This window comes from Luteibacter sp. NPDC104163 (assembly GCF_055584245.1).
Genome location: NZ_JBVJMK010000016.1, coordinates 60,218 through 86,250, shown reverse-complemented (window position 1 = coordinate 86,250; position 26,033 = coordinate 60,218). Strand labels below are relative to the sequence as shown.

25 protein-coding genes and 1 pseudogene are annotated in these 26,033 nt (G+C 63.0%); 10 read left to right on the top strand and 16 right to left on the bottom strand.

Features of this window, described 5'->3' with window-relative positions:
* Positions 1-177 precede the first annotated feature (177 nt).
* Positions 178-1,239, top strand: coding sequence for an alpha/beta fold hydrolase (locus tag ACZ6YI_RS17215; protein WP_465779730.1), 1,062 nt, complete (start codon positions 178-180; stop codon positions 1,237-1,239).
* A 3-nt stretch (positions 1,240-1,242) separates the two neighbouring features.
* Here ACZ6YI_RS17215 and dmeF read toward each other — a convergent pair whose 3' ends face one another.
* Positions 1,243-2,205 carry a CDF family Co(II)/Ni(II) efflux transporter DmeF gene (gene dmeF / locus ACZ6YI_RS17210; RefSeq protein ID WP_465779729.1) on the bottom strand — a complete coding sequence of 321 codons (963 nt, stop codon included), beginning with the start codon at positions 2,203-2,205 and terminating at the stop codon, positions 1,243-1,245.
* A gap of 63 nt (positions 2,206-2,268) precedes the next feature.
* On the opposite strand from dmeF, the gene ACZ6YI_RS17205 reads away from it, so the two are divergent.
* Complete coding sequence (locus tag ACZ6YI_RS17205) at positions 2,269-2,541, top strand: metal/formaldehyde-sensitive transcriptional repressor (protein WP_440329998.1); 273 nt, start codon at positions 2,269-2,271, stop codon at positions 2,539-2,541.
* 1 nt (position 2,542) lies between these two features.
* Here the strand turns inward: ACZ6YI_RS17205 and ACZ6YI_RS17200 are convergent, their stop codons facing one another.
* The 9 genes from ACZ6YI_RS17200 to ACZ6YI_RS17160 all read right to left on the bottom strand — a co-directional run bounded on the left by ACZ6YI_RS17200 (position 2,543) and on the right by ACZ6YI_RS17160 (position 10,386).
* Entirely contained in the window at positions 2,543-2,947 is a 405-nt protein-coding gene (locus tag ACZ6YI_RS17200; RefSeq protein WP_465779728.1) for a cupin domain-containing protein, read from the bottom strand.
* A gap of 137 nt (positions 2,948-3,084) precedes the next feature.
* Positions 3,085-4,695 (bottom strand): ABC transporter permease, encoded by a 1,611-nt coding sequence (locus ACZ6YI_RS17195; RefSeq protein WP_465779727.1) that lies wholly within the window; start codon positions 4,693-4,695, stop codon positions 3,085-3,087.
* 2 nt (positions 4,696-4,697) lie between these two features.
* On the bottom strand, positions 4,698-5,579 hold the full coding sequence (locus ACZ6YI_RS17190; protein WP_465779726.1) for an ABC transporter ATP-binding protein: 882 nt from the start codon (positions 5,577-5,579) through the stop codon (positions 4,698-4,700).
* Positions 5,580-5,712: 133 nt separating this feature from the next.
* Positions 5,713-6,615, bottom strand: coding sequence for a hypothetical protein (locus ACZ6YI_RS17185; RefSeq protein WP_465779725.1), 903 nt, complete (start codon positions 6,613-6,615; stop codon positions 5,713-5,715).
* Positions 6,616-6,720: 105 nt separating this feature from the next.
* Positions 6,721-7,416 carry a dienelactone hydrolase family protein gene (locus ACZ6YI_RS17180; protein ID WP_465779724.1) on the bottom strand — a complete coding sequence of 232 codons (696 nt, stop codon included), beginning with the start codon at positions 7,414-7,416 and terminating at the stop codon, positions 6,721-6,723.
* 228 nt (positions 7,417-7,644) lie between these two features.
* Complete coding sequence (locus tag ACZ6YI_RS17175) at positions 7,645-8,064, bottom strand: lysozyme inhibitor LprI family protein (RefSeq protein WP_465779723.1); 420 nt, start codon at positions 8,062-8,064, stop codon at positions 7,645-7,647.
* A gap of 140 nt (positions 8,065-8,204) precedes the next feature.
* Positions 8,205-8,594: a lysozyme inhibitor LprI family protein gene (locus tag ACZ6YI_RS17170; RefSeq protein WP_465779741.1), complete on the bottom strand. Its 390-nt coding sequence runs from the start codon at positions 8,592-8,594 to the stop codon at positions 8,205-8,207.
* Positions 8,595-8,668: 74 nt separating this feature from the next.
* Entirely contained in the window at positions 8,669-9,535 is an 867-nt protein-coding gene (locus ACZ6YI_RS17165) for a DUF4189 domain-containing protein (protein WP_465779722.1), read from the bottom strand.
* A gap of 5 nt (positions 9,536-9,540) precedes the next feature.
* Complete coding sequence (locus ACZ6YI_RS17160; RefSeq protein ID WP_465779721.1) at positions 9,541-10,386, bottom strand: DUF4189 domain-containing protein; 846 nt, start codon at positions 10,384-10,386, stop codon at positions 9,541-9,543.
* Between the two features lie 193 nt (positions 10,387-10,579).
* Between ACZ6YI_RS17160 and ACZ6YI_RS17155 the strand changes: the two genes are divergently transcribed.
* Positions 10,580-11,044, top strand: coding sequence for a hypothetical protein (locus ACZ6YI_RS17155; protein ID WP_465779720.1), 465 nt, complete (start codon positions 10,580-10,582; stop codon positions 11,042-11,044).
* 147 nt (positions 11,045-11,191) lie between these two features.
* On the opposite strand, the gene ACZ6YI_RS17150 is transcribed toward ACZ6YI_RS17155, so the two are convergent.
* On the bottom strand, positions 11,192-11,932 hold the full coding sequence (locus ACZ6YI_RS17150; RefSeq protein ID WP_465779719.1) for a 3-oxoacyl-ACP reductase family protein: 741 nt from the start codon (positions 11,930-11,932) through the stop codon (positions 11,192-11,194).
* 110 nt (positions 11,933-12,042) lie between these two features.
* Here ACZ6YI_RS17150 and ACZ6YI_RS17145 point away from each other — a divergent pair, with 110 nt between their 5' ends.
* From ACZ6YI_RS17145 to ACZ6YI_RS17130, 4 genes are all read left to right on the top strand, one after another.
* On the top strand, positions 12,043-12,984 hold the full coding sequence (locus tag ACZ6YI_RS17145) for a LysR family transcriptional regulator (RefSeq protein ID WP_465779718.1): 942 nt from the start codon (positions 12,043-12,045) through the stop codon (positions 12,982-12,984).
* A gap of 100 nt (positions 12,985-13,084) precedes the next feature.
* Positions 13,085-13,831 carry an SDR family NAD(P)-dependent oxidoreductase gene (locus ACZ6YI_RS17140; RefSeq protein ID WP_465779717.1) on the top strand — a complete coding sequence of 249 codons (747 nt, stop codon included), beginning with the start codon at positions 13,085-13,087 and terminating at the stop codon, positions 13,829-13,831.
* A gap of 48 nt (positions 13,832-13,879) precedes the next feature.
* Positions 13,880-14,716 (top strand): alpha/beta fold hydrolase, encoded by an 837-nt coding sequence (locus ACZ6YI_RS17135; protein ID WP_465779716.1) that lies wholly within the window; start codon positions 13,880-13,882, stop codon positions 14,714-14,716.
* 210 nt (positions 14,717-14,926) lie between these two features.
* On the top strand, positions 14,927-15,619 hold the full coding sequence (locus ACZ6YI_RS17130; protein ID WP_465779715.1) for a hypothetical protein: 693 nt from the start codon (positions 14,927-14,929) through the stop codon (positions 15,617-15,619).
* A 61-nt stretch (positions 15,620-15,680) separates the two neighbouring features.
* Here the strand turns inward: ACZ6YI_RS17130 and ACZ6YI_RS17125 are convergent, their stop codons facing one another.
* Positions 15,681-16,151: a MarR family winged helix-turn-helix transcriptional regulator gene (locus ACZ6YI_RS17125; protein ID WP_465779714.1), complete on the bottom strand. Its 471-nt coding sequence runs from the start codon at positions 16,149-16,151 to the stop codon at positions 15,681-15,683.
* Between the two features lie 162 nt (positions 16,152-16,313).
* Between ACZ6YI_RS17125 and ACZ6YI_RS17120 the strand changes: the two genes are divergently transcribed.
* Together ACZ6YI_RS17120 and ACZ6YI_RS17115 are read left to right on the top strand one after the other, a co-directional pair.
* Positions 16,314-17,129, top strand: coding sequence for an alpha/beta fold hydrolase (locus ACZ6YI_RS17120; protein WP_465779713.1), 816 nt, complete (start codon positions 16,314-16,316; stop codon positions 17,127-17,129).
* The gene (locus tag ACZ6YI_RS17115; RefSeq protein WP_465779712.1) at positions 17,119-18,144 is read left to right on the top strand and encodes a PAS domain-containing protein; all 1,026 of its coding nucleotides are present in this window, start codon (positions 17,119-17,121) and stop codon (positions 18,142-18,144) included. The genes ACZ6YI_RS17120 and ACZ6YI_RS17115 overlap by 11 nt, the downstream gene beginning before the upstream one ends.
* Before the next feature lie 1,227 nt (positions 18,145-19,371).
* On the opposite strand, the pseudogene ACZ6YI_RS17110 reads toward ACZ6YI_RS17115, so the two are convergent.
* The 4 genes and pseudogenes from ACZ6YI_RS17110 to ACZ6YI_RS17095 form a co-directional block, all read right to left on the bottom strand.
* Positions 19,372-19,740: pseudogene (locus ACZ6YI_RS17110) on the bottom strand (ATP-binding protein); the annotation flags it as partial.
* Between the two features lie 142 nt (positions 19,741-19,882).
* Positions 19,883-20,662, bottom strand: coding sequence for a TSCPD domain-containing protein (locus ACZ6YI_RS17105; protein ID WP_465779711.1), 780 nt, complete (start codon positions 20,660-20,662; stop codon positions 19,883-19,885).
* Between the two features lie 64 nt (positions 20,663-20,726).
* Complete coding sequence (locus ACZ6YI_RS17100) at positions 20,727-21,869, bottom strand: hypothetical protein (protein WP_465779710.1); 1,143 nt, start codon at positions 21,867-21,869, stop codon at positions 20,727-20,729.
* Positions 21,870-21,892: 23 nt separating this feature from the next.
* Entirely contained in the window at positions 21,893-24,037 is a 2,145-nt protein-coding gene (locus tag ACZ6YI_RS17095; RefSeq protein WP_465779709.1) for an adenosylcobalamin-dependent ribonucleoside-diphosphate reductase, read from the bottom strand.
* 511 nt (positions 24,038-24,548) lie between these two features.
* Here ACZ6YI_RS17095 and ACZ6YI_RS17090 point away from each other — a divergent pair.
* Positions 24,549-25,904, top strand: a complete 1,356-nt coding sequence (locus ACZ6YI_RS17090) for a Do family serine endopeptidase (protein WP_465779708.1) — start codon at positions 24,549-24,551, stop codon at positions 25,902-25,904.
* Positions 25,905-26,033 lie beyond the last annotated feature (129 nt).

Here is a 26,033-nt window from a genome sequence, read left to right as displayed (position 1 = left end):
TTTTGTTTATCCTTATTTTGGGGGGCGGGTTGCGGCGGTAGGGGCGTGGCCGCGAGCACCCATCGCGCGCAAGCGCGCTCCCACAAACACCGTAACCGGCACGGATCGCGCTAGCGGCCGATGCCCGCAACTGGCATCCTCACCGACGACCCATCGACGGGTAATAGGGGAAGACGGATGACCAAGCAACGACTCGCCGCCCTCGCGGCGACTGCCAGCCTAGCTATCGCCACCACGGCATTCGCAGCAGGGCAGCCTCCCCTCCCGCTGGTCACCGACCCCGTCTACCTTGGCCCCGCCCGCCTCGTCGATATCGGCGGCAGGCACCTGAATCTCTACTGCCGGGGCAAAGGCTCACCGGTCGTCATCTTCGATGCCGGCATGAACGACTCGACCATCGCCTGGGCGCGAGTGCAGCCGGAGATCAGCAAGACGCACATGACCTGCTCGTACGACCGCGCGGGCCTGGGTTACAGCGATGCGTCCGATCGGCCCTCTACTTCCGGGAATGACGTAGACGATATCCACAAGGCCTTGAACGTCGCCCACATCAAACCGCCCTATCTTCTCGTCGGGCATTCTGCCGCTGGCATGGCCGTGCGGGTATTTGCAGATCGCTACCGCGATGAAGTCGTCGGCATGGTCATCGTGGATGGTTCGCACGAGGACCAGACCCGAAAGGCAAAGGAGCGCGAAGCGCTAGAAGCGAAAGAGCTGCCACAGCAGGCCCACCACGACGCCGAGCCCCAGCCGGATTGCGTCGCCGCCGCGAAGAGCGGCTCGATCCCCAAGGGCTCGCCCGCCTTCGAACCCTGCGTCGGCACGATGTACGAAGGCGTAGACCAGGCCATTACCGACGCGACCCTGTCCGGGACGGCGTCACTGAAGTGGCAGAAGGCCTTCGCATCGGAGATGGCCAACTTCGACACCGTCAGCGCGGACGAAACCCGTGCCACCCGCCGCGACTTCGGCGACATGCCCATCATCATGCTCACGCATGCGCCCATCCCTGCCCGCAAAGGCACGCCGCAGTCCATCCAGGACAGACGCACCGTGGACTGGGAGCAGCTACATAACGAAGTGGCCGCCATGTCGACGCATGGCACGAACTGGATCGTTCCGCGCAGCACCCACAGCATCAACTACGACCGGCCGGAGATCGTCATTGATGCGATTGATCTGGCGCTGGAGATTGCGGCGAAGCAGGCCAGGCAGGCTCACTCCACCGCGACGAAGTAGCCTTTACGCCGCCCGGTTCACTTCAACCGTGACGTGCGCGAGTTCGTCGTGGACAGATAGCGCCTTGCGGTAGTACTCCGCATTGACGGGCGCGTCCGTGACCAGACTCAGGACCACCGCATACTGGCCCTTCCCGACCCGCCACACGTGCAGGTCGGTAATCACGGCCGCGTTGGGGTCTTCGTCGATCACCTCGCGAATCTCCGCGACCACCGGCGCATCCATCTCCGCATCGAGCAGGACGCGGCCGGTGTCGCGCAGCAATCCCCAGGCCCACACCGTAACCAGCACGGCGCCCGCCAGGCCCATCACCGGGTCCAGCCAGCGAGCGCCCCAGATCATGCCAGCGATCAACGCGACGATAGCCAGGACGGAGGTGGCCGCATCGGCGATCACGTGCATGTAGGCGGAACGCAGGTTGAGGTCGTGATGGTGGTGTCCGTGATCGTGACCGTGATCGGCGTGATGATGACCGTGGTCCTGGCCGTGCCCATGGTGGTGATGGTCGTGGTTATCACGCAGCAGCCACGCACATGCCAGGTTGACTATGAGGCCCACGACAGCAATGGCGATCGCCTGCTCATAGTGAATCGGCAACGGGTTGAGCAGCCGTTCGAACGACTGAAACGCCATCAGCCCAGCAACGCCGAGTAGCAGGATCGCCGACGAGTACCCGCCCAGCACCTCGATCTTCCAGGTGCCAAAGGCGAACCGACCGTCGTGGGCGAAACGGCGCGCACAGGCGTACGCGAAGGCCGATAGACCCAGGGCAAGGGCGTGCGAACTCATGTGCCAGCCATCCGCGAGCAATGCCATGGAGTTGTAGTACCAGCCGCCGACGATCTCGATGACCATCATCGCGGCGGTGAGGTACACGGCACGGCGTGTGTTGCGCTCGGCCAGCGGGTTGCCCTCGTTGAAGGCATGGCTATGCACGAACGCCGGGGCGGCTTGTTCGATGGACATGGGGGACTCTCTGGGCTACCGTGTCGGCATCCTAACCCATATACCCCTAGGGGGTATACGCCCATGTCCCATGTGAACCAGAACAAGTCCCGCCTCGTCACCCGCGTCCGCCGCCTGAAAGGCCAGCTGGAGGCGCTGGAACGCGCACTGGAAGGCGATGCGGACTGCCTCGATGTGCTCACGCAGGCGGCCGCGATCCGCGGCGCATCGCAGGGGCTGATGGTCGAGCTGCTGGGAGACCACCTGCACCAGCATGTGGTGGTCGAGAAGGATGAGGCTGTGCGGGAGGCGGAGGCCGGGCAGGTGTTGCAGTTGATCAAGCGCTACCTCGGGTAGGCTACTTCACCAATTCGCTGAGCGGCTTTCCCGTCGGCACGATATACGTGCCCAGCTCCGCGGCATTGTCCGTGCCCACGTTCTTCGCGCTGTGCACGGTACGGGCTGGAACGAACAACACGTCGCCCGCCTTAAGGGTGACTGGCGCCTGGCCTTCGAGCTGGTACTCGATCTGGCCTTCGATCACGTAGATGATTTCCTCGCCCGGGTGGCGATGGTTCGGGGCCATCGTTCCTTTGGGGAAATCGACACGCACCTGGTATTCCTCGAAGCCGGGGATGCTCAGGTCGTGGCGGGAGAGTTGTTTGCGGGTGGTGCTGGTGGCGTCCTGGGCATTCACTTCAGTTGAAGCGAAGGCACCGTCAAGGGCGAGGCTCAAGGTTACGGCAAGCAAGATGCGTTTCATGGGCCTGTCCTTACAAGCTGGGTTTTTGCGGAATGAGCTTGCTCACGACATGTGGTTCAGATCTTGTGCTCAAAGTGCGTGGGTTGCCGAATGCTCTCATTGCGGCGGAAGCACGTCGCTGCCGGCGACCGCCACTATCAGCCTCGATACGCGAATTTTCTGAAAAGTCCGCTGAATTTAGGGAGTCGTTGCGCAATCACGGCATTTGAGGTCATCAATCCCCAGCCCACGACGAGCACGCCCATCGATGCCGCAATCATCACCAGGTAGGGAGCAGGCCCCGACGAAGCCGCAGCAAACGCCAAAGGCCCCTGCCCCTGCACCCCCATATACCCCACCACCACAAGCCCAAGCTCAAACGGCCGCGGGCTTCTGAACACCACCTCAAACGCCAACCCAAACAGCGCCACCTGCACAGCCAAGAGCAACAACACGACCGCCGCCGCGTCATGCCCCACACCCAACCGAACCAACGCCGGCAATGCAGCGAATAGCGCCAACACCAACGACACGCTAACCCGCGCCACAAGCAACCGCTTCGCCGCCCCCACCGCCGTAAACACCAGCGCCCCAGTACCCGCACTCCGCTCACGCAAGATCGCTCGCGAGAACACATCGGTACTCGCAAGCCACGCAACGATCACCGCAATGGTCATTGCATCCTTCGACCCCGCGGCTTGCACTCCCCACGAGATCGCCAGGGCCAGCCACCACCACCCAACCCGTGCACGCAGCACGCCCTTGAGCTCAGCCGAGACAAGCCGGCCCGTAGCGCTGTAATCAAGGAAGCCGAGCGCCTTATCGAGCCAGCGCAGCCGCCGCCCACTGTTCGCACGCGCCTTTGCCGCCTGCGTCCGCGCCGCCGCACGATCGAGCAGCGGCGCCAGCGCAGCGACACCCAGCATCGGCAACACCACCCACAGCACGCGGCCGAGTGCAGCTTCCGTATTCGGCGTCCAATGCGTCCACGCGAACAGTCGCACCTTCACCGGATCGCCCATGGGGATGGTGACGCTCAGCGAGTGCGTATCCACCCACGGCGCCGTGCTGGCGAGCCCGTGGATCAGGTCGCGGCCGGCCATGATCATGCCGCCCGGATCACTCAGCCACGGGCTCGCGTTCGGAACGCCGTTCTTCTCCAGCAGGTTCGCGCTGACCGCCAGCACGGTCGTCCACACGAAGAAGTACAGGACATTGCCGAGGGTGCGACGTGTCCAGGGAACCAGGTCGAACAGCACCGCGAGGAACGCGGTGAAGGCCAGCGAAGGCAAGGCCAGCAGCACGGCGGGCTTGCACAGCTCAACGAGATCGATGGCGCGATCTTCAGCCCGCACCCATTGCGCGACAAGACCCACCGCCACGCTGGCGAACAGCAGCAGCGAGAACACCGCCATGTGGCTCGCCCACTTCGCCAGCAGGTAAGCGGAACGCGTCATCGGCGTCGCCACCAGCAGCTGCCACACGCGTGTATCGAAGTCGCGCACCAGCGTCCCGCGTACGAGATAGAAGCCCACCAGCGAAAGCAGCGTGGCCTGGATCAGCCCCACGGTCATCCCGACCCACGCGCTGGAATACGCACCCCGCGCGTTATCGCCGAAGCTCACCGACACCATCCCGCTCTGCAACGACGGGAAGCATCCCCACGTAGCCCACGCCACTAGCCCCAGCACGATCCAGAAGCGCGGCGTCCGGCTACGCTCGCGCAGGTCGGCCACCACGATCGCCATGAAACGACGCAGCGCCTCCATGTTCAGCGCGCCTCCGCGCGGGCCAGCAACCACAGGTAGGCATCCTCTAGGGTCGGCTTGCACGACACCGCGTCGGCTGAGGGCGCGGCGTCCGCAACGATCCGCAGGCGCACACCCTCCGGACGGCGGAGGGAACTGCTCACGGTGAAGGAAGCCCGCGCCGACGCCAGCGCGTGCTCGGGCACCAGCCATTCCCACACCTTCCCTTCCGCCTGGGCGACCAGGTCGTCCTGCGAGCCGAAGAACGGCAGCCGCCCTTTCGACATCACCGCCAACGCCGTCGCACTCGCCTCCACATCCGAGACGATGTGCGTGGAAAGGATGATCAGGCGATCCGCGGCCAGGTCGGTGATGAGGTGGCGGAAGCGCAGGCGCTCCTCGGGGTCCAGGCCCACGGTCGGTTCATCGACGATCAGCAGCCGCGGGTCGTTCAACAGCGCCTGGGCGATACCCACCCGCTGACGCATGCCACCGGAGAAGTCACCCAGCCGCCGATCGGCAGCGTCTTCCAGGCCGACCATGGCCAGGCAGGCCTCGACGCGGGTGCGAGCCAATGCCACCGGCAAGCCTTTCACCGCCGCCAGGTAAGCCAGGAACTCCCGGGCCGTGAGCGTCGGGTACACCCCGAAATCCTGCGGGAGATAGCCGAGCTCGGAACGGAGCGCATCGGGCGAGTGGGCGATGTCCTGGCCATTCCACAGCACCTTCCCGGCACCGGCCCGGGTCAGCGTGGAAAGGATCCGCATCAGGGTGGATTTCCCAGCTCCATTAGGGCCCAGAAGCCCCAACACCCCGGTAGCCATGCGGAAATCCAGCCCGGCCACGGCCTGGTGCTTATTGGGATAGCGGTAATGGACGTCCTGGACGGACAGCTCGCATGGCATGGTTTGGGCTCGGGGAAACGGCAGGCTCGCCGCAGAGTCTATATTGGTGTGTTACTTCACCAACACACCTGTGCCGGAAGACATGGGTGTGTTGCGGGCTGCCGTCGCCGGGGCGGCGGCCGACCTCGGCTCCTCAGTCCCTGACCACGGCCCGCCGCAGGAACGCCTTGAGCGGGGCCTTCGAAAAGGCCGACATATCGTTCTCGAAATAGAGCGCCCAGAAGTTACGCCGCCAGAGCATGTTCTCGGCATTTGGCAAAAAGCCATACGTCGATATGGTGTCCGGATGCCCATGATCCGGCTCAGTACTCCAAACAGGGATGCCTGACTGCGTGAATTTCGCGGTCGGCTCGAGGCCGTCATAGACGGTCATCAGGAGGTCGACCGTGTCAGGTTCCTTCCCCCGCAGGAACCGCACGTCGAAATGCACGCCACCTACCGCCATGTTCCTCAAGCCCGGAGCAATATAGGTCGTTCCCGACATCGAGCGCCTATGCCCCAGATAGCCGTTGATGACATCCCACACCTGCCACTCGGTGGTCTGGCCCACGGGTGGTGTCATCCACATGCACATGCAGCCCTCATTGCCCGCCACGTGCACGCCGAGCGGGCTATACATATATGTGTTGTACACCTCGCCGGGAATCCGTGCGCTCATCAGCCCCTCATCGACATCCGTATCCGCCTTGATATGCAGGGGGCGATAAACATCGGACGTACTGGGCTGTGGCGGCGGGCGCGCGAATAGCGGAACAAGCAACGTGTTCATTCCCAGGAGGAACGACACGGCCACGAATAGAGGAATCTTCCACAGCCGCCCGACCCTGATGAACGAGACAACGAAGTACGACAGCAGGAGGTTGATGGCCGACGGAATCACCCAGGACGCAAACAGGAAGAAGAAAGCTCCCCCAAGCATGCCGGACCATGGATGCAGCGAGATGATGTAAAGCACGGCAAGCACGAGCGCAATGACAAGGGGCAATGCCTGCTTCAGGAATCGCTTGCGCTCCACACGATCTGACGCTTCAGACATCAACGGCTCCCTGTCGACTGGCGATTCGCTGGGGAGAGGATAACAGGGCCGCTCCCCACCCGGCCGGGCGCGCCAGAGCCGCGGACGACCCTGGCGCCTCGCACCTTATCCGAGCTTCTCTTTCAGGAATGCCCAGGTGCGGTCATTGGCCATCTTGGCCGCCGCCGCATCGTAATGCGCGCCACCATGGCGGGAGAAGGCGTGATTGCAGCCCTCGTACGTATAAATCGTAACGTTCGGCATACCCGCGAACGCCGCCTTGATCTGCGCCTGGGCCGCCGTGCTGATGAATTCATCGGCCCCGGCCAGGTGCATCAGGAAAGGCGCACTGACCGAAGAGGCCTCATCGAGATACTTCTCGGTATCGCCCCCATGGAACGCCACGACTGCATCCACCTTGCCGCGCGCCGCGGTGAGAAACGCCATCAGGCCACCAAGGCAATAACCCATGACGGCGACATGGCCGGTGCACCGAGGCAGTTCCCGCGCAGCCGCGATGGTAGCCGCGACATCGGAGACGCCGGCATCGCGGTCATAAGCCATATAGAGCGCCAGCCCCTTCTTCCAGTCGGACTCCGACGTGACGCTGAGATCGACACCGGGCTCCTGCCGCCAGAACAGATCAGGTGCGATGGCAATGAAGCCTTGCGCTGCCAGGGCCTGGCAGGTGAGGCGGACGTCCTCGTTGACGCCGAAGACTTCGTGGAGGACGACTACGGCGGGCGCCTTGTCGGCTTCCGGGTAGGCCACATAAGCGGAGAACTCGCCGGCGGCTGTCTTGATGGTCATGCTGGTGTTCACGGACCGATGCTCCTGGAGGGGGATTCCATGCGGACCATTACTTGCCAGTCTCTGGTGGGCTTGTCGGAAATGGTCGAGACTTGGAAAGGCCATGCTATGAGTTACGTTGCCTAGGGTGGGCCTTTCGCCACCATGGGGCTGGCGGGGCCACAAGCTGTGCGAATCACGTTACACCGCTCTCCGCTCGCCGCCTGGCAGGCGGCCATGGCTTTCACCGAGGCTGCGTTCTCATTCCTGCCCTCCGGAATAGCGCTGATGCTCTAGAGTTCGCGCCCTACGCGCCGTTTCCGTCACCGCGCACGCTGTGGAATCGAGAGCCTGACCTTGCCCTGGGCTATCTGGCATGCCGCACTTTGCTTCCTTGTCGGCAATCCACGCGAGCTCTTCGTCATGGAGGGACACGCGTCCGTCGGGCGGAAGGGACTTGATCAGCTTCCCGTAGATTCGGTTCAGACGCCTTTCCTGGTAGACAAGCTCGAGGTCAGCGCAGCGCTGATACGACGGCATCGACCCGTCACTTTGATCGATGCACGCGTAGTACGACGGCCGAAATCCGAGGTACTTTGCCTGCTCGTCCAGATCGGCGGGCTCACCATCCGCCTCCTGCGCGTGGCCAGGGAACGACGTGAACGCGATCACGGCCGACATAAATATGAACAAGAGAGACCTTGGCGACATACCTATGCCCTTAAGAGATTCATCGAAGCACCGTGTTCCGCGGGACTGAAACGGATGGCGGAACATGCTGCTGTAGAGCACCCAAGCTTCCTTCCGCCTACGCTATACCGCTACTTCGTTAGACGACGCTCCAGCACCGTAGCCCTTCGCGCCGTGTAGTCCACCGAACAAGCCACCGCGTCAAGAACATGTCCCTGACCTGGCTCGGGCGGTAGAGCGCAGTCGTATTCCTTTTCCTTGATCCAGGCACGCTCGTCGGCTAGCAGCGCTCTTCGATCTGTTGCATCGAGCTTCGCCAAAAGGCGCTTGTAGGCCGCATTCAATCGCCGGTCTTGGTAGGCGTACTCCACCTGACTACAGCGAATCATCGTGGGCATACCAGCATCAGCGGCGTCGAGGCACTTCTGATAGCTCGGCCGAAGCCCCAAGAAGACCGCCCTGTCGTCCAGCGCTGTCGGCTCCCCCGGCAGCGCTTGAGAGCGAGAGGTTGTCGGGACCATGCATATAAGAACGACTGTTATGAACACATAGCGGACTTTCCAAGGCTGCATTCCTTTCTCCACAAAGCCTTCCCTTACATTCCCCTGGCGCAATCGGTGCGAATCACCTTGCAATGCTGTCCTCCCGCCGCCTCACAGGCAGCCATAGCCTTCGCCGAGGCCGCGCGCTCGTTCCCAACATCCGGCGTCCCGCCGCCAAACGATCTTGCTGACGAGTCCTGAACTAGGGATATGCATCCATCCTGCCGCTGTACGAGGATCGAGCACTCTTGCTTGTTGCAGCGGCCTTTGACCTCGTCCCACACGCCATCAGGGGTAGGCGTCTGGTGGCGGAAGATAAATCGACCGGTCGTGTTGTTGACGACGATCGTGTTGTAGAAGACTGGGACGGCCCACCCTGCGTCCAGATCCTTCGCCAGGCGAGACGCGGGAAGCGCGATATCCTCGGCCCTGGCCTCACCGCGCCCTCCGCGCACGACCTCGCGGGTTGCACTTTCGACCTTCCAGGCATCGTCCCGACGGACAAGACGTATCGATGTCACGCTTGGTGTCTCGCCGCCATCACCTTGGTTGATCGTAATGCGACTCGGCTCCACGTTAATGCCGTCCGGCCAGAAGGGATCGTCATGGAACTGAGTGCATTTCGAGCAGCCCAGAATCTTGTCGCTCGAGAATTCAGGAGTGAACCTTCCATCCTTCTTCGCGAACACAATCAGGGTGCGATAACGCGCGTCGTTCTTGGTAGCTGGGCCCTGGAACACGACTGCGGCGATGGCGTTCGGTTGACTACCACTCGACGTGAAGGCCAATAGCGTCGATCCAGCAGGCGCTTCAGCGGCGACTTCCTGTGGCACGGCCGGAGCAGGCTTCTGCGTCGCGGCATGCGCGCTCACTACCGCCATGAGGGTCGCAAAGGCGAAAAGCGCGTTCATTCTCAGCATGGCCGTCAGATACCTCGATTGCAATCAGTGCGAATCGCCTCACACTGCTTACCGCCTGACGCATTGCACGCATCCATGGCCTTCCCGATCGCTGCCTTCTTGTCACGGGGGTCCTGCGTGCCAGCGCCGAAGAACCGGCCATCGGCACCCTTCACCAGAGAAATACACCCATCTTGCTGTTGGACCAGGATCGCGCAGTCCTGCTTGTTGCAGTCCGACCTAAGTGTTTGCCAGACCTGCTCCGGTGTACTTCCACCGTGATACAGCATGAACTTGCCGTTCTTGTGATTGATCATGAGGGTGTTCAACACAATCGGGATACCCCACTCGCCATCGAAATCCTTGGCGAGGCCTGATGCTGGCAAGGGAAGTTTCTTCAGTGACGTAGCTCCATCACCACCGTCGACGGTCTGCCGCTCGGCCGTCGACACCCGCCAGGCCCCGTCTTTACGGACCAGCTCGATCGTCGTGGTAGAAGGCTTCTGGCCACTGTCGAACTGGTCGACCAGGATATGCCCGGCCGTGACCTCAAGATGCTTCGGCCAGAACGGATCATCATGGAACTGCGTGCACTTAGAGCAGCCAATGATCTTCTCATTGGCGAACTCCGGAACGAACGCTCCCTCTCTCTTCCCGAACACCACGAGCGTTCGATATCGCACATCGTCCTTGTCGGGAGCGCTCTCGAACACGGCAACGGCGTCGGCATCTGGCTGGCCCCCGCTGCTAGCAAAGGCAACGATCGTCGTCCCCGCGGGAGCGGAAGCCACGACTTCCGGTGGCGCCGATACGGTGGGCGGACGCCCGCTCGCAAAGGTGCACGCGCTAGCCGCAAACAGGACAGCGGCCATGGGAATCCTTGCCATACCAACTCCATAGGGGTATCGATCGCCCGAAGTCTAGCCAACGACCCTGGGCCAAACTAGAGGAAAATTCTGAAAATGCCGGAACAGGTCACTGTCCGGATGGCGCGGCCCGAAGCCCGCCCAACCGGCTATAGTCCCCACAAACCCGGACAGACCAAGCTCCCCAAGAGTCTCCTAGATGCCCCGCCAATCAACGATCCTCGCCTCGCTCGCCCTAACCCTCATCGCCACCTCCGCGACGGCAACCACCTGCCGCGAAGACGCCTGCGATGTCGGCGAGCATGTCACCACATATAGCGCTCCTGGCGAACCGGTAGCCGTCTGCTCCACGGATGCCCTGGCTGCCTATAGCAACTTCATGCTCTACCTGGTGGCCGCCGATGCGGCGAGCACGCAGCAGGGCACGGTCGATCCCAACGCCGTCGAGGCGAAAGCGACGGGTGATAGCGCCGACGTGGTGAAGCGCTTGCGTGAGGCATCGGGCGTCGCATCCGCGAGCGATGCATTGAAGGCCTGCTCACCATTGAAGGCAGGCGCCAGTGTCGTGGTGCTTGAGGTGAGCAAGAAGACCAACAACGCGAAGGTGTCGGGTGCGAACGGGGAAGCACCGTTCTGGATTCCCACCGGCTTCCTCGAGCGTTAAGCCCCCGCGCGCAGGGCTCAAGGCACCGCGCGAACATACCCCATAAATACGTACCCACCACGCCCTCGTGGCAGCGCGCTCGCGCGCGATAAGCCAACGAAGCGGCGAAGCCATACTCCGCCCCACCGCCCCGTTGGCCTAAACCACTCAGGCGTTAGTCCCACCATCCACCGTAAGGTTCGTACCGGTCACATAACCCGCTTCCGGCCCCGCGACAAACGACACCATCGCGGCGATGTCATCCACGTGCCCATAGCGCTTCAGGGCCGTGTTCGCGATCTGCGGGGCGGCCCATTCGTCGTTGGCCGGGTTCAGGTCGGTATCGATCGGGCCGGGCTGCACGTTGTTTACCGTGATGCCGCGCGGGCCGAGCTCACGGGCCAGGCCCTGGGTGAACATCTTCACCGCGCCCTTGGTCGCCGCATATGCGACGAGGCCCGGCGTGCCCATCCGCTCGCCAACGCACGAGCCGATGGTGATCACACGGCCGCCATCCGGGATGTACTTCAGCGCGGCCTGCGTGGCGATGAAGACACCGCGCAGGTTGATGTCGATCACGCGGTCCATCTCCTCGAGCGTCGCATCGACGAACGGCTTGGGAATGGCCGTGCCGGCGTTGTTCACGAGGATATCCAGGCCGCCGAACGTGCTGACGGTCTTCTCGATCGCCGCCGCCACGGCCTTGGCATCGGCCGCATCCGCCTGGATCGCGATGGCCTTGCCGCCGGCCTGCTCGATCGCCTTGACGACCTGCGCCGCCGCTTCGGCGCCGCGGGTATAGGTGATGGCGACATTGGCGCCGTCCGCGGCCAGGCGGCGGGCGATGCCCGCACCGATGCCACGGGAAGCGCCGGTGACGAACGCGGTCTTGTTGCTGAGGTTGCTCATGGGAATCTCCAAGGGAAGGGAAACAGCGAGGAATGGCGAAAAGCTACGCCTTGACTTCCCGCCTGAAAAAGACTTTGTTGGTAGCCCGGCCATGCCTCGGAGGCATCCCCATGGAGTTGCGTCACCTTCGTTACTTCATCGCCGTCGCGGAGGAAGGCAGCCTCACCGTCGCCGCGGAACAGCGCCTGCATACCTCGCAACCCTCGCTCAGCCGGCAGCTGCGCGATCTGGAATACGAAGTGGGTGCCACCCTGCTGACCCGCACCACGCGCGGCGTGGAGCTCACGCCCGCGGGCAAGGCCTTCCTGGACCACGCGCGCCTCGCCATCGGCCAGGCGAAGGAAGCCATCGAAGCCGCACGCCGCGCGTCACGCCCCGCGCGGGAGACGTTCTCCGTCGGTTTCCTCACGGGCCAGGAAGCCGACTGGCTGCCCAACGTCACCCAGGTGCTACGCGAACACCTCCCCTCCATCGAGTTCAAGGTGGTGAGCCTTTACTCGCCCGATGTCGGCGATGCCTTGCAGAGTGGCGAAATCGACCTCGGCTTCCTGCGCAACGAGCCGCGCCCGGATGTCACTTACCGCGTCATCGCGAAAGAGCCGCTCGTCGCGATCCTGCCGAGCAGCCATCCCCTGGCGGCGAACAAGGAAGTCGACCCGCGCGATCTCGCGGGCGAGACGTTCATCGGCTTCTCGGATATCCCGCACGTGCTGCGCGACGTCGTCGACACCTACCTGCGCAAGCGCCACGTGCACCTCACGCCCAGCCACCACATCGATAACTTCGCCGTCGGCATCTCACTGGTTGCCTCCACCGGCGGTGTTGCCCTGCTACCTGCCTACGTGGAACCGCTGTTGCCGTGGTCCGTGGTGAGCCGCCCGCTGGCGGGTGTCGCGCCAACCATCGACATCGTCGTCGGGTACCGCGAAGACAACCCTTCGCCCGTGCTGAAGACCTTCCTGTCGTGCATCGACCAGGTGCGCGCAGCGGGCCCCATGGGCCAGCGCTCCGGCAGTCCCGCTCCGGCGAAGGCAGCGCGCCGCAAGAAGTAACGATGCCTCGGAGGCATCGCCCGGCTGCCAACAAAGTCTTTCCCGGGGCCCGATGGGCGGGCGTAGCCTTTGCTACACCTTCCCACTACCGAGCCCCCTCATGACCTCCCTGAATGGCAAGACCGCACTGGTCACCGGCGGATCGCGCGGCATCGGCCGCGCCATCGCACTCAAGCTCGCCGGCGCCGGTGCGCAGGTGCTGGTGCACTACAGCTCGTCGCCCGACGAAGCCAACGAAGTCGTTGAACGCATCACCAGGGCCGGTGGCCGGGCGAGCGCGGTGAAGGCCGACCTCGGCCAGCCCAACGGCCCGCACGAACTCGCCGCCGCCGTGCGCCGCGTCGTCGGCGACCGCCTCGATATCCTGGTGAACAACGCCGGCGTATCGACCGCCGCGACGCTCGAGGACCAGACCCTTGAAGACTTCGATCGCATGTTCGCCGTGAACGTGCGTGGCCCGTACTTCCTGCTGCAGCAGCTGCTTCCGGTGCTGTGCAAGGGCAGCTCGGTGATCTTCACCACCTCGCTGGCGGCGCGTGCCGCGGTGGGCAACCTCTCGGCTTACGCGGCGACGAAGGGCGCCACCGAGACGCTGGTCCGCCATATGGCTGCCGCACTCGGCCCGAAGGAGATCCGCGTGAATGCCATCGCCCCCGGCGTCGTGGAAACCGACATGTCGAAGTTCGCCCGCAGCGAAGAAGGCCAGCGTTACACGCTTGGCATGCAGGCACTGCAGCGGATCGCGCAGCCGGAGGATATCGCTGGTGCGGTGCTTTTCCTCGCTTCCCCGGATGCGGGCTGGGTCACTGGCACGACGCTGTCCGTCGATGGCGGCTCCAAGCTCTGATTCCCCGCGCAACCCCATCCCCTCACCTTCCCCGCCTAGGCCACACCCATGTCATCGCATACGCACCACGACGCACCGACCCAATACATTGAAGCCAACGGCATTCGTTTCGCCTACCGCCGCTTCGGCAAGAAGGCCGGCGTGCCGATCGTCTTCAATCAGCATTACACCGGCACCATGGATTACTGGGACCCGGCCGTGACGGACGGGCTCGCGAAGGATCGTGAAGTCATCCTGTTCAACAACGCCGGTGTCTCGAGCTCGAGCGGCGCGACACCTTCCAGCTTCCAGGAGATGGGCGCGAATGCCATTGCGTTCATCCGCGCGCTGGGTTTGCAGCAGGTGGATGTGCTGGGCATCTCCATCGGCGGCTTCGTCGCGCAGGAGATCGCGCTGCAGGGCGGCGACCTCGTCCGGAAGATCATCCTGGTCGGTACCGGCCACCGCGGCCAGGATATGACGGCCAGCCGCTCGAACGCGATCTTCTCCGGCACATACGACCCGCCGGAACACCTGTGGCTGGATGTCCACTTCAAGCCCACCGAGAGCAGCCGCAAGGCCGGCCTCGCCTTCCTCGAACGGAAGTGGCGACGCACCGACCGCGACCCGGAAGTAAGCGAGCAGACCATCACCGCGCAGGGCGAAGCGATCGGCAAGTGGGTCACCCCGGAAGCCGACAGCCTTGCCTACCTGAAGTCGATCAAGCAGCCCACGCTGGTCGTCCAAGGCAGCGACGACGCCATCATCCCGACGATCCACTCACTGACGTTGCAGCATGAGATGCCGGATGCGCAGCTGATCGTTTACCCGGATTCGGGGCATGGATCGATTTATCAGTATCCGGGGTTGTTTGTGACGCATGCGACGACGTTTTTGGATGCGTGAGGCCGGAGGCCTTGTATCCACTTCAAATTCGTAGAGCACTAAAGATTCGCGGTGACCTGCCGAGATAGCAGGTCACCACCGACAAGGACCGTTGATGCTCACCAAGACGTTGGATCCGGATACCACGGTGGCGATTCCCAAATCTTCGGTCGGGCTTCCACAGGCTTGCAAGGACGGGGCGAACTGATGAGAGCTGGCAGGTCCCAATCCATGCGCTCCTTTGAGCGGATGAAAGCCATCTTCCTGGTCATCCTTGCCTTTTGCGCGACAACAACCCTCACCCTGACCTATCAGGCTGCCAGGGCGGCGCAGATTCAATTGTCTCTCGCTCAAAGCCTGTTACGTCACTCCGACCTTATGCCGGCCGGCGTCTTCGCTACAAAGTTCTCTGTTGCGGGGATCTGCGGCGAATTGCTCCATGAGAAGGACAATCTCGATAGGCCACTTCTCAATACGACTGCCGGAGCTGTCCAGCGCTTCTGCAGCCTCCGCCAGATGGCTCTTGATGAGACAAGCTTCGAAGACTGGCTTTCGTACGTCGCCGATCTATTCGTTTTCTTTGGCATTGTCATCGAGTCGCTGACATCACTGTCGCCAACGTGGCGAGGACTACTGCATCAAGACGCATCGGCGAATGGCCCGATAGAGAGCATGGCCGGGCTTGCAGGTGTGGTCATTTTGTTGTTCGGCATCGCGGCAGAGACCGCCCTTGTCTACTGGCGGACTTTTGGCGGCTTCGACGTGTACAAGATCACCGTGGCATGGCCAGATATCGCGAACTGGCATCTTCCCTACGTGGTGTTCGCCCTACTCGCGATGCCATGGCTGGTCATGCTGATACAAGCATGGCTGATACGTCCGCGGGCGGACACCGATCTGTTCCAGGACTGGAAGCCAGTCTGAAGCGCGGGGTTTCGCTGCGATCACACTGAGGGGCCAGCCGGGCCATGACGACCCGGCGAGGTCATGACGCCGCTTCTTCCTGCCGACCGATTTCCATCAACGCAGCAAGCCCACGCTTCAACGCGCGAATCCCGCTATCACCGATACGCGCATGAAGCTCCGCATCGATCCGATCGCGCGCCGCGCCTTGCACGCTCGCCGCATCGCGGCCGCGCTCGGTCAGCGTGATGACCAGCTTACGTCGATCATTCGGGTCGCCCTCGCGCGTGACGTAGCCGCGCATGACCAGGGTATCGACGAGCTGCCCCGCCGCCTGCTTGGTGATGCGCAGCTGTTGGGCCATCGCCCCGATCGGCGCATCGGGCGCCCCCAGGGCGAGTCCACCGATGATGTAGAGGCCGTTCTCGGGGATATCGTCGTAGCCGGCCTCGTCGAGCGCGCGGCGCATGGCGGAGCCATAGGTGCCGCGGGCGTGGCGCAGGAGCGCGGGGACGACGATGTCTTCGTACCAGGGAGCAGTTTCGCGGGGCATGCGGTGTCTCCGTCAATGGCGTTGATGGTCAATCTAATTGACTATCAAGTCCGACGCAAGGTCCAACGCGCAAATGACCGGAGCCGGGTCACAGACCACCTACGGTACTATCCAGAGGTTCAGACCCCGCGCCTGGCGCGGGCGATGCCACACAGAGGGTCCATGAGCGTCCAGATCCGAAACAACGTGCGTGTCCTTGGGGACGGGGCCCTGACCCTCGTCTTCGCACACGGCTTCGGCTGCGACCAGAACATGTGGCGGATGATGGGCAGCCACTTCGCCGAGCGGTACCGCGTGGTGCTGTTCGACATGGTGGGCAGCGGCGGTTCGGACATCACCGCGTACCAGCCCGAGAAGTACGCCAGCCTGCAGGGCTACGCGGCCGATCTTCTGGATGTGGTTCGTGAATTTGGCCAGGGGCCGGTGGTGTTCGTCGGGCACTCCGTCAGCGCCATGATCGGCGCACTGGCCGATGCCAACGCGCCGGACCTGTTCCTGGCCCACGTCATGATCGGCCCTTCGCCCTGCTACATCGATGATGCCGGCTACGTCGGCGGATTCTCGCGCGATGACATCGATGACCTGCTGCAGACCCTGCGCAGCAATTATCTCGGGTGGTCGCGCAGCATGGCGCCGGTGATCATGGGCGACAACGGCCGGCCAGCCCTCGCCGAGGAACTCACGAACAGCTTCTGCCGGACGGATCCCGAGATCGCAAAGCAGTTCGCGCAAGTAACGTTCCTTTCGGACAACCGGGCTGACCTGCACCGCCTTACTCGCCCCGTCCTTATCATCCAGTCGTCCATCGACCCCATCGCGCCTGTCACGGTCGGCGAGTACCTCGACGCCCACCTGCCAGACAGCACGTTGCGCGTCATCGACAACGTCGGCCATTGCCCGCACCTGAGTGCGCCCCAGGCGTGCATCGAAGCCATGGATGCCTTCCTCGCCACGCTGGCCGTGACACATGACGCCTGATGGCGACCTGCCGCCGCTGGAAACGTTGTACGCGGCCGCACCGTGCGGCCTGCTGTTAACCGATGCGGACGGCACGATCCGCCACGCCAACGACACCTTCTGTCAGTGGATAGGCCACACAGCTGCCGAGCTGTCAGGCACCAGGCGCTTCCAGGACCTCCTGACCGTGGGCGGGCGTATTTTCCACCAGACCCACTGGATGCCGTTGCTGAGCATGCAGGGGGAACTGCGGGAAGTGAAGCTGGAACTGAAGAACCGCGATGGCGCTCGCTTTCCGGTGGTCATGAACGCAGTAGCCCGCGAGCATGCGGGCAGGATGTTCCACGAACTGGCCCTGTTCATCGCCCAGGACCGTGATCGGTTCGAACGCGAGCTCATGCACGAGCGGGAGCGTGCCGAGCAATTGCTGGCAACGCAGGTGGCCGCGCAACAGGCGCTTGAACTGGCCGATGCGCGCCTGCGCGTTGCCCTCGAATCCGCGCAGCTGCACGTATGGCATGTCGATGCCGAATCGCTCGAACGACGTTACGACGACGCCGTAGCGGAGCTACTGGGCTTGCCCATGCCCCAGCCGATCAGCGCTGAGCGATTCCTCGCGCATATCGATGCCGCCGATTGCGCTGCGGAAGCGCAGGCGTTCGCCGATGCGATGGACGCGAAGAAGGGCAGCTACCGGTGTGTCTTCCGCATCCGCGGCGCCGATGGTGCGCAGCGGGTGGTGCGGGGTTCGGGCGATGGCGTCTTTGATGCGGAAGGCCGGTTCGTTCGGCTGGTCGGCGTACTCCAGGACGTCACCGAGCTGAGCCAGCAGCGCGCCGCTGCCGAAGACCGTAGGCAGTGTGACATCGATCCCGCCATCCGAGATCTCTCCATCGAACAACTTAAAGGCGCCCCGAATAACCTCCTCAAGATAGACTTTTGTCGGCCTACCTTTCTTTCGCCCACCCATCGGCTCAATTCGCTTCAGCACCGTGTCAATAATTTCGGCTGCAGTCTTTACACGATCAATTCTTAACTCCAAACCCCGCAGAACCTTTAGGCATGGATCATTCGAACCTTGCGCGGATGAAAGTGCCGCCTGGATAGCTTCCGCGGCAAGCGAGCTCTGCCCGACGATCTTTGAGAGCGGTTGTCGAGTGTTATGGACCAATTTATCGACGAGCTGTCCGATCGTAGCAAGCGAGTGATAGCGCGCAAGGACCTGCCGAAGCCCGACCACTTGCTGTTCCCATGCAACGACTGTTGCCTCGAAGAGATCCAATGCCTCGTCACCATCGGGAAGACGATCTACTAACTTTCCGCGCAAATCGGAAACATCAGGCCTATCCAACAAAGACTCATTCGCCTCTCTTCCGGCCGCGGCCGAACGACGAGTCTGGTACCGAAGCACTTCGATCTTTGTCAGAACGAAGGTCATCACCGCCTGGAGGTCACGGAACGCGTCGTTGCTATCCAGCCCTTCCCGATTGCTCTGATCTCGGAGATCAGGGTTATCGTCCGCGCTTATTCGAACAAATCCTGTGAGCTGATTGTTCGAAAGCCGGAGCGACGGATTCTGGACTCGTCGCATATCGAGCCTCAGCCAATCGTTATCGGGCTCACCATATGGGAGCACGCGAAATCCATCGCGATAGATGCTTATTCCAGCAACCGCATTCAGATCCTGACGAATGCTTCGAAGCCCAGTTCCAAGTTTCTGCTGGACACTATCGAGCTGATCTCGATCCCAGACAAGCAACCTGAATTCCAAAGGCCCGCATTGCGGCGGGAAGACGCCAAACATGTCATGTGTAGGATCCGCCACTTCACTGAGCGCACCCTTTGGACTGAGACGCACCAAGGAGCCCGTAGCAGTCGAGCTATAACCAGTCGCAAAGATGTCAATCTGGAATGAGAAGGCGCCGTGCGCGTCGACAGTCCCGGAGATTGCGTAGTGAGGATAGTTAAGAATCTCTGGGGGACCGACGAGACCGTCGTCATGACTCCCTTGGCCTGGCAGCTTCAAGAATATGTTGAATGACTCATCGGCGCTAAACGGTGAGACTAGCCGACTGAGTCCGCGGCGCAACTCGACATAGTCATTTTCGTCCCACGTCTTCTTTAGCTTCGACATTCGAAGGACGGTGCCATGAATGCTTCCGTCGCCCGCGCGATCGAAGTTCTGCTCAGTTATGAGGCTCGGCTCGCGTCCTTCCGCAAAGATCAGTATTTGATCTAGGTAAAGGTCGTCCCGATCAAACTGCGTCCAGTCAAAGTAAGCGTATATCTCCTGATCGGAATCGGATTCCTTGGTTGCCAGCTCCAGCTCAGAAGCCAAGCGAGCGGATGCAAACCTACCGACACCTTTCTCGCCGAGAACTCGCCTACTCTTTCTGGGGCTCGTCTTCGATTTCTTCTTGAACGCGGTGGCCGGCTCCATCCAAGCCTTCTTCACCGTATCGAGGCTCATACCACAGCCATCGTCCCAAACCTCTATAGCTCCTTCGCCGGCAACGGCATCTCCGACAAAGGAAACCGACACGTAGCTTGCATCTGCGTCGTAGGAATTCTTTACCAACTCAATTACGGCTACTGTCTCACTACTGATCAGCTCCTCACCGAGAGTGCGCATGATTCGCGCCCTAGGACGCAGGGCGACGGCGCCCTCACTGTCTGTACTCATTGCTCCACCCTCCTTTCCATCGGATCAGACCGAAGCACTAAAAGAAAAGCGGCCATAGGCCGCCTTTCTTTAGTAACAAATAGAACTTAGCTCACCCGCACTTCGAATACCCACAATTCAAACAAGTCTGGCACCCATCCATCAGCACCAGCGCCTGGGTATTGCACTTGGCGCAAAGGGTCGCGCCAGCCGGGAAGCCGGCGGCATTGGTGTGCGAGTCGGTGGAAGAGCTCGCGGTCAAGTCCGCTCCCACAGGAGCGGCAGCGGAGGCAGCAGGCGCAGCAGCAGCCGGCTTGGCCGCAGCCTTCTCGTAAGCCGCACGCTTCTCCGCGATCAGGCGCTTGGTCGCCTCGTCCATCTCCGGATCGTGGATCAGGCCAATGGACTTCATGTGCTGCTCAATGACAGCGCCAATCTCGGCCACGATGCTGGGCATGTAGACGCCGCCGGCCTTGAAGTAGCCGCCGCGCGGGTCGAAGACGGCCTTGAGCTCTTCGACGATAAAGGTCACGTCGCCACCCTTGCGGAAGACGGCGGACAGGATTCGGGTGAGCGCCACGATCCACTGGAAGTGGTCCATGTTCTTCGAGTTGATGAAGAGCTCGAAGGGGCGGCGCTGCTCATGCGGGGTGCCCGCATTGAGGACGATATCGTTGATGGTGACGTACAGCGCGTGCTCGAAGAGCGGCGACTTGATCTTGTACGTGTTGCCCACCAGGGTTTCCGGACGCTCGAGGCTCTCGTGCATCTGGATGACTTCGGCGACGGGTGCGACCTCTTTGACCGGCGCGGGTGCGGCGGCTGCGGGGGCCTTGTCCTCGGGCTTCACGACTGCGTAGCCCTTGATCTTCTTTTCGATCTTGATCGCCATTTTTCTTCTTCTCTTACTGGGTGGAATCCGGCCCGGCGCGGACGCCGGGCCGGATGGGTACTACTTACTTACGACGGCCACGGGCGGCGCTCTTACGCGCCGGCGTACGGCCGGTCTTGCTGGCAGTGGACCTCTTGGCCGCTTTCACGGCCTTCTTCGGAGCAGCGGCCTTTCGGACCGTCTTCTTCGCAGCCGTGCGGCCGGCGACCTTGCGGGTCACCTTGGCTACGGCCTTCTTGACCGCCTTGCGGGCGGTGGAAGCCTTCTTGACGACGCGGGTGGCGGCCTTCTTGACGACCTTCTTCACCGCGGCGCCCTTGCGAGCAACCTTCTTGGCGACGACAGCTGCCTTGCGGCCGGCTGCCTTCTTCGGGGCGACCTTGCGTGCCGGTGCCTTCTTCGCGGCCGACTTCTTGGCGATGGCCTTCTTCGGAGCGGCCTTCTTCACCGCTGCCTTCTTGACGGCCTTCTTGGCGGCAGCCTTCTTCACTGCAACCTTCTTGGCCGGAGCCTTCTTGGCGGCGGCCTTCTTGACTGCTGCCTTCTTGGCCGGGGCCTTCTTCGCAGCGACCTTCTTGGTAGCAGCCTTCTTCACCGCGGCCTTCTTGGCGGCAGCCTTCTTCGGAGCGGCCTTCTTGGCAGCCTTGGCCGGTGCAGCCTTCTTTGCAGCAGCCTTCTTCGGGGCAGCCTTCTTCGCAGCCTTCTTGGCCGGAGCCGGTTCAGCAGCGGCGGCCTTGGCCGGAGCCTTCTTCGCCGGGGCCTTCTTGGCAGCCTTGCGCGGTGCAGCCTTCTTCGGAGCCGCAACCGGCGCCGACGGAGCGGCGGCTTCGTCTGCCTCGTGCGCGGCGATTTCGTCGCCGGCGATGTCCTTCTGGCTCACCAGGGCCGGGGTGGGCTTCGGCTTGCGCTTGGCCTTCGGCTTGTCTTCGGTGATCTTCGGGCCGTCGAGTTCGGCGACGTAGTCCGGCTCGCTGGACGAGACGGCGGCGCTGGCTTCGGCGGTCGGTGCCGGCTCGATCACCTTCTTGGCGACCGGCTTCTTCTTGACGACCTTCTTCGCGACGACCGGCGGGTGGCCGGGCGTGGCGGATTCGGTGGACGACACCGGGGCGTCATTGGCCTCGGTGGTATCCGTCGTATCGGTCGAATCGGTGGTCTCGCCGGTGGGCAGTTCCGCCTCGTCGATCTGGTTTTCTTCGTTCGTCATAACTTTTTTCCCTCTCCGCGGGGTCAGAACTTGCCGTAGTAACCTTCTTTCAGGGCATCGAAGAGGTTGGCGGCGGTGTGCATTTCACCGTCATATTCCACCTCGTCATTACCCTTCAATTCGACAACGCTACCGTCTTCCAATTCGAAGCGGTAGAGGGTGTTCTCAAGATCGGTTTCTTTGACAAGCACGCCCTGGAACGCGGCGGGGTTGAAACGGAACGTCGTGCAGCCCTTAAGACCCTGCTTATAGGCGTAGAAATAGATGTCCTTGAAGTCCTCGTACGGGTAATCCGTCGGGACGTTCGCGGTCTTGGAAATGGAGCTGTCGATCCACTTCTGCGAGGCCGCCTGGATATCCACGTGCTCCTTCGGGCTGATGTCGTCGGCCGAAACGAAGTAATCCGGCAGGCGGGTCTTCGGGTCTTCGGAGAACGGCAGGGCATCGCCATTGATCAGGGCGCGGTAGGCCAGCAGCTCGTAGCTGTAGACCTCGACCTTTTCCTTGGACTTCTTGCCTTCGCGGATCACGTTACGCGAGTAATGGTGGGCGAAGCTCGGCTCGATGCCGTTGGAGGCATTGTTGGCCAGGCTCAGGCTGATGGTGCCGGTCGGGGCGATCGACGAGTGGTGGGTGAAGCGGGCGCCCACCTTGGCCAGTTCCGCGACGAGCTCCGGGGCCACCGTGGCCACGCGCTGCATGTAGCGCGAGTACTTCGCGTGCAGCTCCGAACCCTTGATCTGCTGGCCGACCTTCCAGCCGTCCTTCACCATCTCCGGGCGCTTGCGCAGCATGTCGCCGGTGACGTCGAAGGTCTGGGCCAGCACCGGGGCCGGGCCCTTTTCCTTCGCCAGCTCAAGCGCGACTTCCCAGCCGGCCACGGCCATCTCGCGGCTCACTTCATCAGTGAACTGCACGGCATCGGCGGCGCCGTAGCGCATCTTCAGCATGGTGAGCGTGCTGCCCAGGCCCAGGAAGCCCATGCCGTGGCGGCGCTTGCTCAGGATCTCGTGCTGCTGCTGCGGGAGCGGCAGGCCGTTGATTTCCACCACGTTATCGAGCATGCGGGTGAACACGCGGACGACTTCGCGGTATTCCTCCCAGTCGAAACGGGCCTTGGGGCCGAACGGGTCGCGCACGAAGGTGGTGAGGTTCACCGAGCCCAGCAGGCAGGAGCCGTACGGCGGCAGCGGCTGCTCGCCGCAGGGGTTGGTCGCGCGGATGTGCTCGCACCACCAGTTGTTGTTCATCTCGTTGACGCGGTCGATCAGGATGAAGCCCGGCTCGGCGTAGTCATACGTCGAGACCATGATCATGTCCCACAGGTGGCGGGCGCGGATGTGGCCGTAGATCTTGCAGGCCACGAGGCCGTCTTCACGGGACACGTAGTTCTGCTTGGTCGGCCATTCGCGCCACACGACCTTGGAAGTGTCGTTGAGGTCGATCTCGTGCTGTTCCTTGACGTGCACCGGGAACACGGTCGGCCAGTCCTGGTCGTTCTCCACCGCGTCCATGAAGCCATCGGTGATGAGCAGGCTGAGGTTGAACTGGCGCAGGCGGCCATCCTCGCGCTTGGCGCGGATGAATTCCTTGGCGTCCGGGTGGCTGATGTCGAAGGTGCCCATCTGCGCGCCGCGGCGGCCGCCGGCGGAGCTGACGGTGAAGCACATCTTGTCGTAGATATCCATGAACGACAGCGGGCCCGAGGTATGGGCGCCGGCACCGCTCACGTATGCGCCGCGCGGGCGCAGCGTGCTGAATTCGTAACCGATGCCGCAGCCTGCCTTCAGGGTCAGGCCGGCCTCGTGCACCTTCTCCAGGATGTCATCCATGGAATCGTGGATGGTGCCCGAGACGGTGCAGTTGATCGTGGAGGTGGCGGGCTTGTGTTCCAGCGCGCCAGCATTGGAGGTGATGCGGCCGGCGGGAATGGCACCGCGGCGCAGCGCCCACAGGAAACGCTCGAACCAGTGGTTGCGCAGCTCTTCGGTGGCTTCCACATCGGAGAGGGCACGGGCGACACGCTGGTAGGTCTCGTCCACCGAGCCATCGACGGGCGCGCCCGACTTGGCCTTCAGGCGGTACTTCTTGTCCCAGATATCGTAGGAGGCGGGCTGCAGCGGAATGGCCGATTCAAGGCCGAGAGCCTGGGCGCGTGCGGTGCTCATGTATGTGTTTTCCTCAAGTACTCGGCCTTGGGTCGGCCGTTCTTATTGGTATGCGTAGGCGCAACCTGTTGAGTCCCTCCCCCCGGAGGAATCAACCATCCCTTACCACCCCGGCGTAGAGAGGCAAAAAAGCCTTTCCGAAACGCTGGGTTGAAGCTTGAACCTGAGTATCCGCAGCACCAGCACTTGGTAACTATCGAACGAAGGAACACAAGATGTTGTGGTTGCGGCCGGGGTTGAACCTTACGCTCGGAGGGGTCCGATGTAAAGTGTCTGACATGGGAATCTCAGGGGTTGAAACCGATCGATTTCCCGGCTGTCTCATCAGGCCTGGAGGGCATCGCGCGCAAGCGCGCTCCCACAAGGGCGTAAGGGATTTCCTGACCCCTGCTGTTGCTGGAAAGGCATCGCGCGCAAGCGCGCTCCCACGACAGCAAAACCGCCCCGTAGCTCTTGTGGGAGCGCGCTTGCGCGCGATGCCTTGCCGCAAACCAGCCAAGGAGTTCTACCGATGCCCGCACGCCTCTTCCCGCGGACCCTCTTCACCACCCTCGCCATGGCCCTGGCGACACCCGCATTCGCCGCCATCCCGCCTGCCATCGATGGCCAGCCGGTGCCTTCACTGGCACCGATGCTCGCCAAGGTGACGCCCGCGGTCGTGAACATCTCGACCAAGACGCGCGTGCGGTCGCAGGGGGCCTACTTCAACGATCCGCTCATCGCCCAGCTGTTCGGCCAGGGCGTGCCGCGCGAGCGCGTGGAGCAGAGCCTGGGCTCGGGCGTGGTGGTGGATGCGGCCAAGGGGTATGTCCTGACCAACAACCATGTCGTGGGGGGCGCGGACGATATCACGGTGACCCTGCAGGATGGGCGCGATTTCAAGGCGAAGCTGATTGGCACGGATCCCGATACCGACGTGGCGGTGCTGCAGATTCCCGCTGAGGGCCTGCAGGCGTTGCCGGTGGCGGATTCCTCCCAATTGAAGGTCGGCGATTTCGTCGTGGCGGTCGGCGATCCGTTCGGTCTCGGCCAGACGGCGACCTCGGGCATGGTTTCGGCGTTGAACCGTACGGGCCTCGGCAAGGGCATCCAGAACTTCATCCAGACCGATGCCTCGATCAACCCCGGCAACTCCGGCGGCGCGCTGGTGAACCTGCGCGGCGAGCTGGTCGGGATCAACTCGATGATCTTCACCCCCTCGGGCGGCAACGTGGGCATCGGCTTCGCCATCCCCACCGACCTGGCCACCTCGGTGATGAAGCAGCTGCTGGCCTACGGCAAGGTCCGCCGCGGCAACCTGGGCGTGGAGGTGCAGGACATCACGCCGCGGATCGCCAAGGCGCTGGGCCTTAAGGATACGAATGGCGCGGTAGTCACCAGCGTCACCAATGGCTCCCCTGCCGATGGCGCAGGCCTGCAGACCGGCGACGTGCTCACCGCGATCGACGGCAAGCCGGTGCGCTCGGCGCAGGAGGTGCGCAATACCGAGGGCCTGCTGCCGCTGGGTTCGAGGGTGAAGCTGAGCGTGCAGCGCGAAGGTGCGCCGCGCGACGTGACCGCCTCGATCGAGGCCGCGAAGCTCGCGGTGCTGGATGGCGCGAAGGTCGACAAGCGCCTGGCCGGCGTGACCCTCACCGATCTCACCCCCGAACAGAAGCAGCAGGGCCTGTATGGCGTGATGCTCGGCACCGTGCAGAAGAACTCCGCCGCCTACCAGGCCGGCCTGCGCGACGGAGACATCGTCGCCCAGATCGGCCAGCGCCGCGTCCCCGGCGTGAAGGGCTTGCCGACAACCGGCACGCTAGGCGGCCGCCAGCTGCTGCTGACGGTGGTGCGAGACGATAACGTCTATTACGCCGTTCTCTGACCTGGCCAGCTGTTGGCCAGCTGTTGTGGGAGCGGGGGGGGGGGGCCGGGGGGGGGGGGGGGGGGCCCCCCCCCCGCCCCCCCCCCCCCCCCCCCAAGAAACACGGCCCCGGCACCCCCAAGCGCCGGC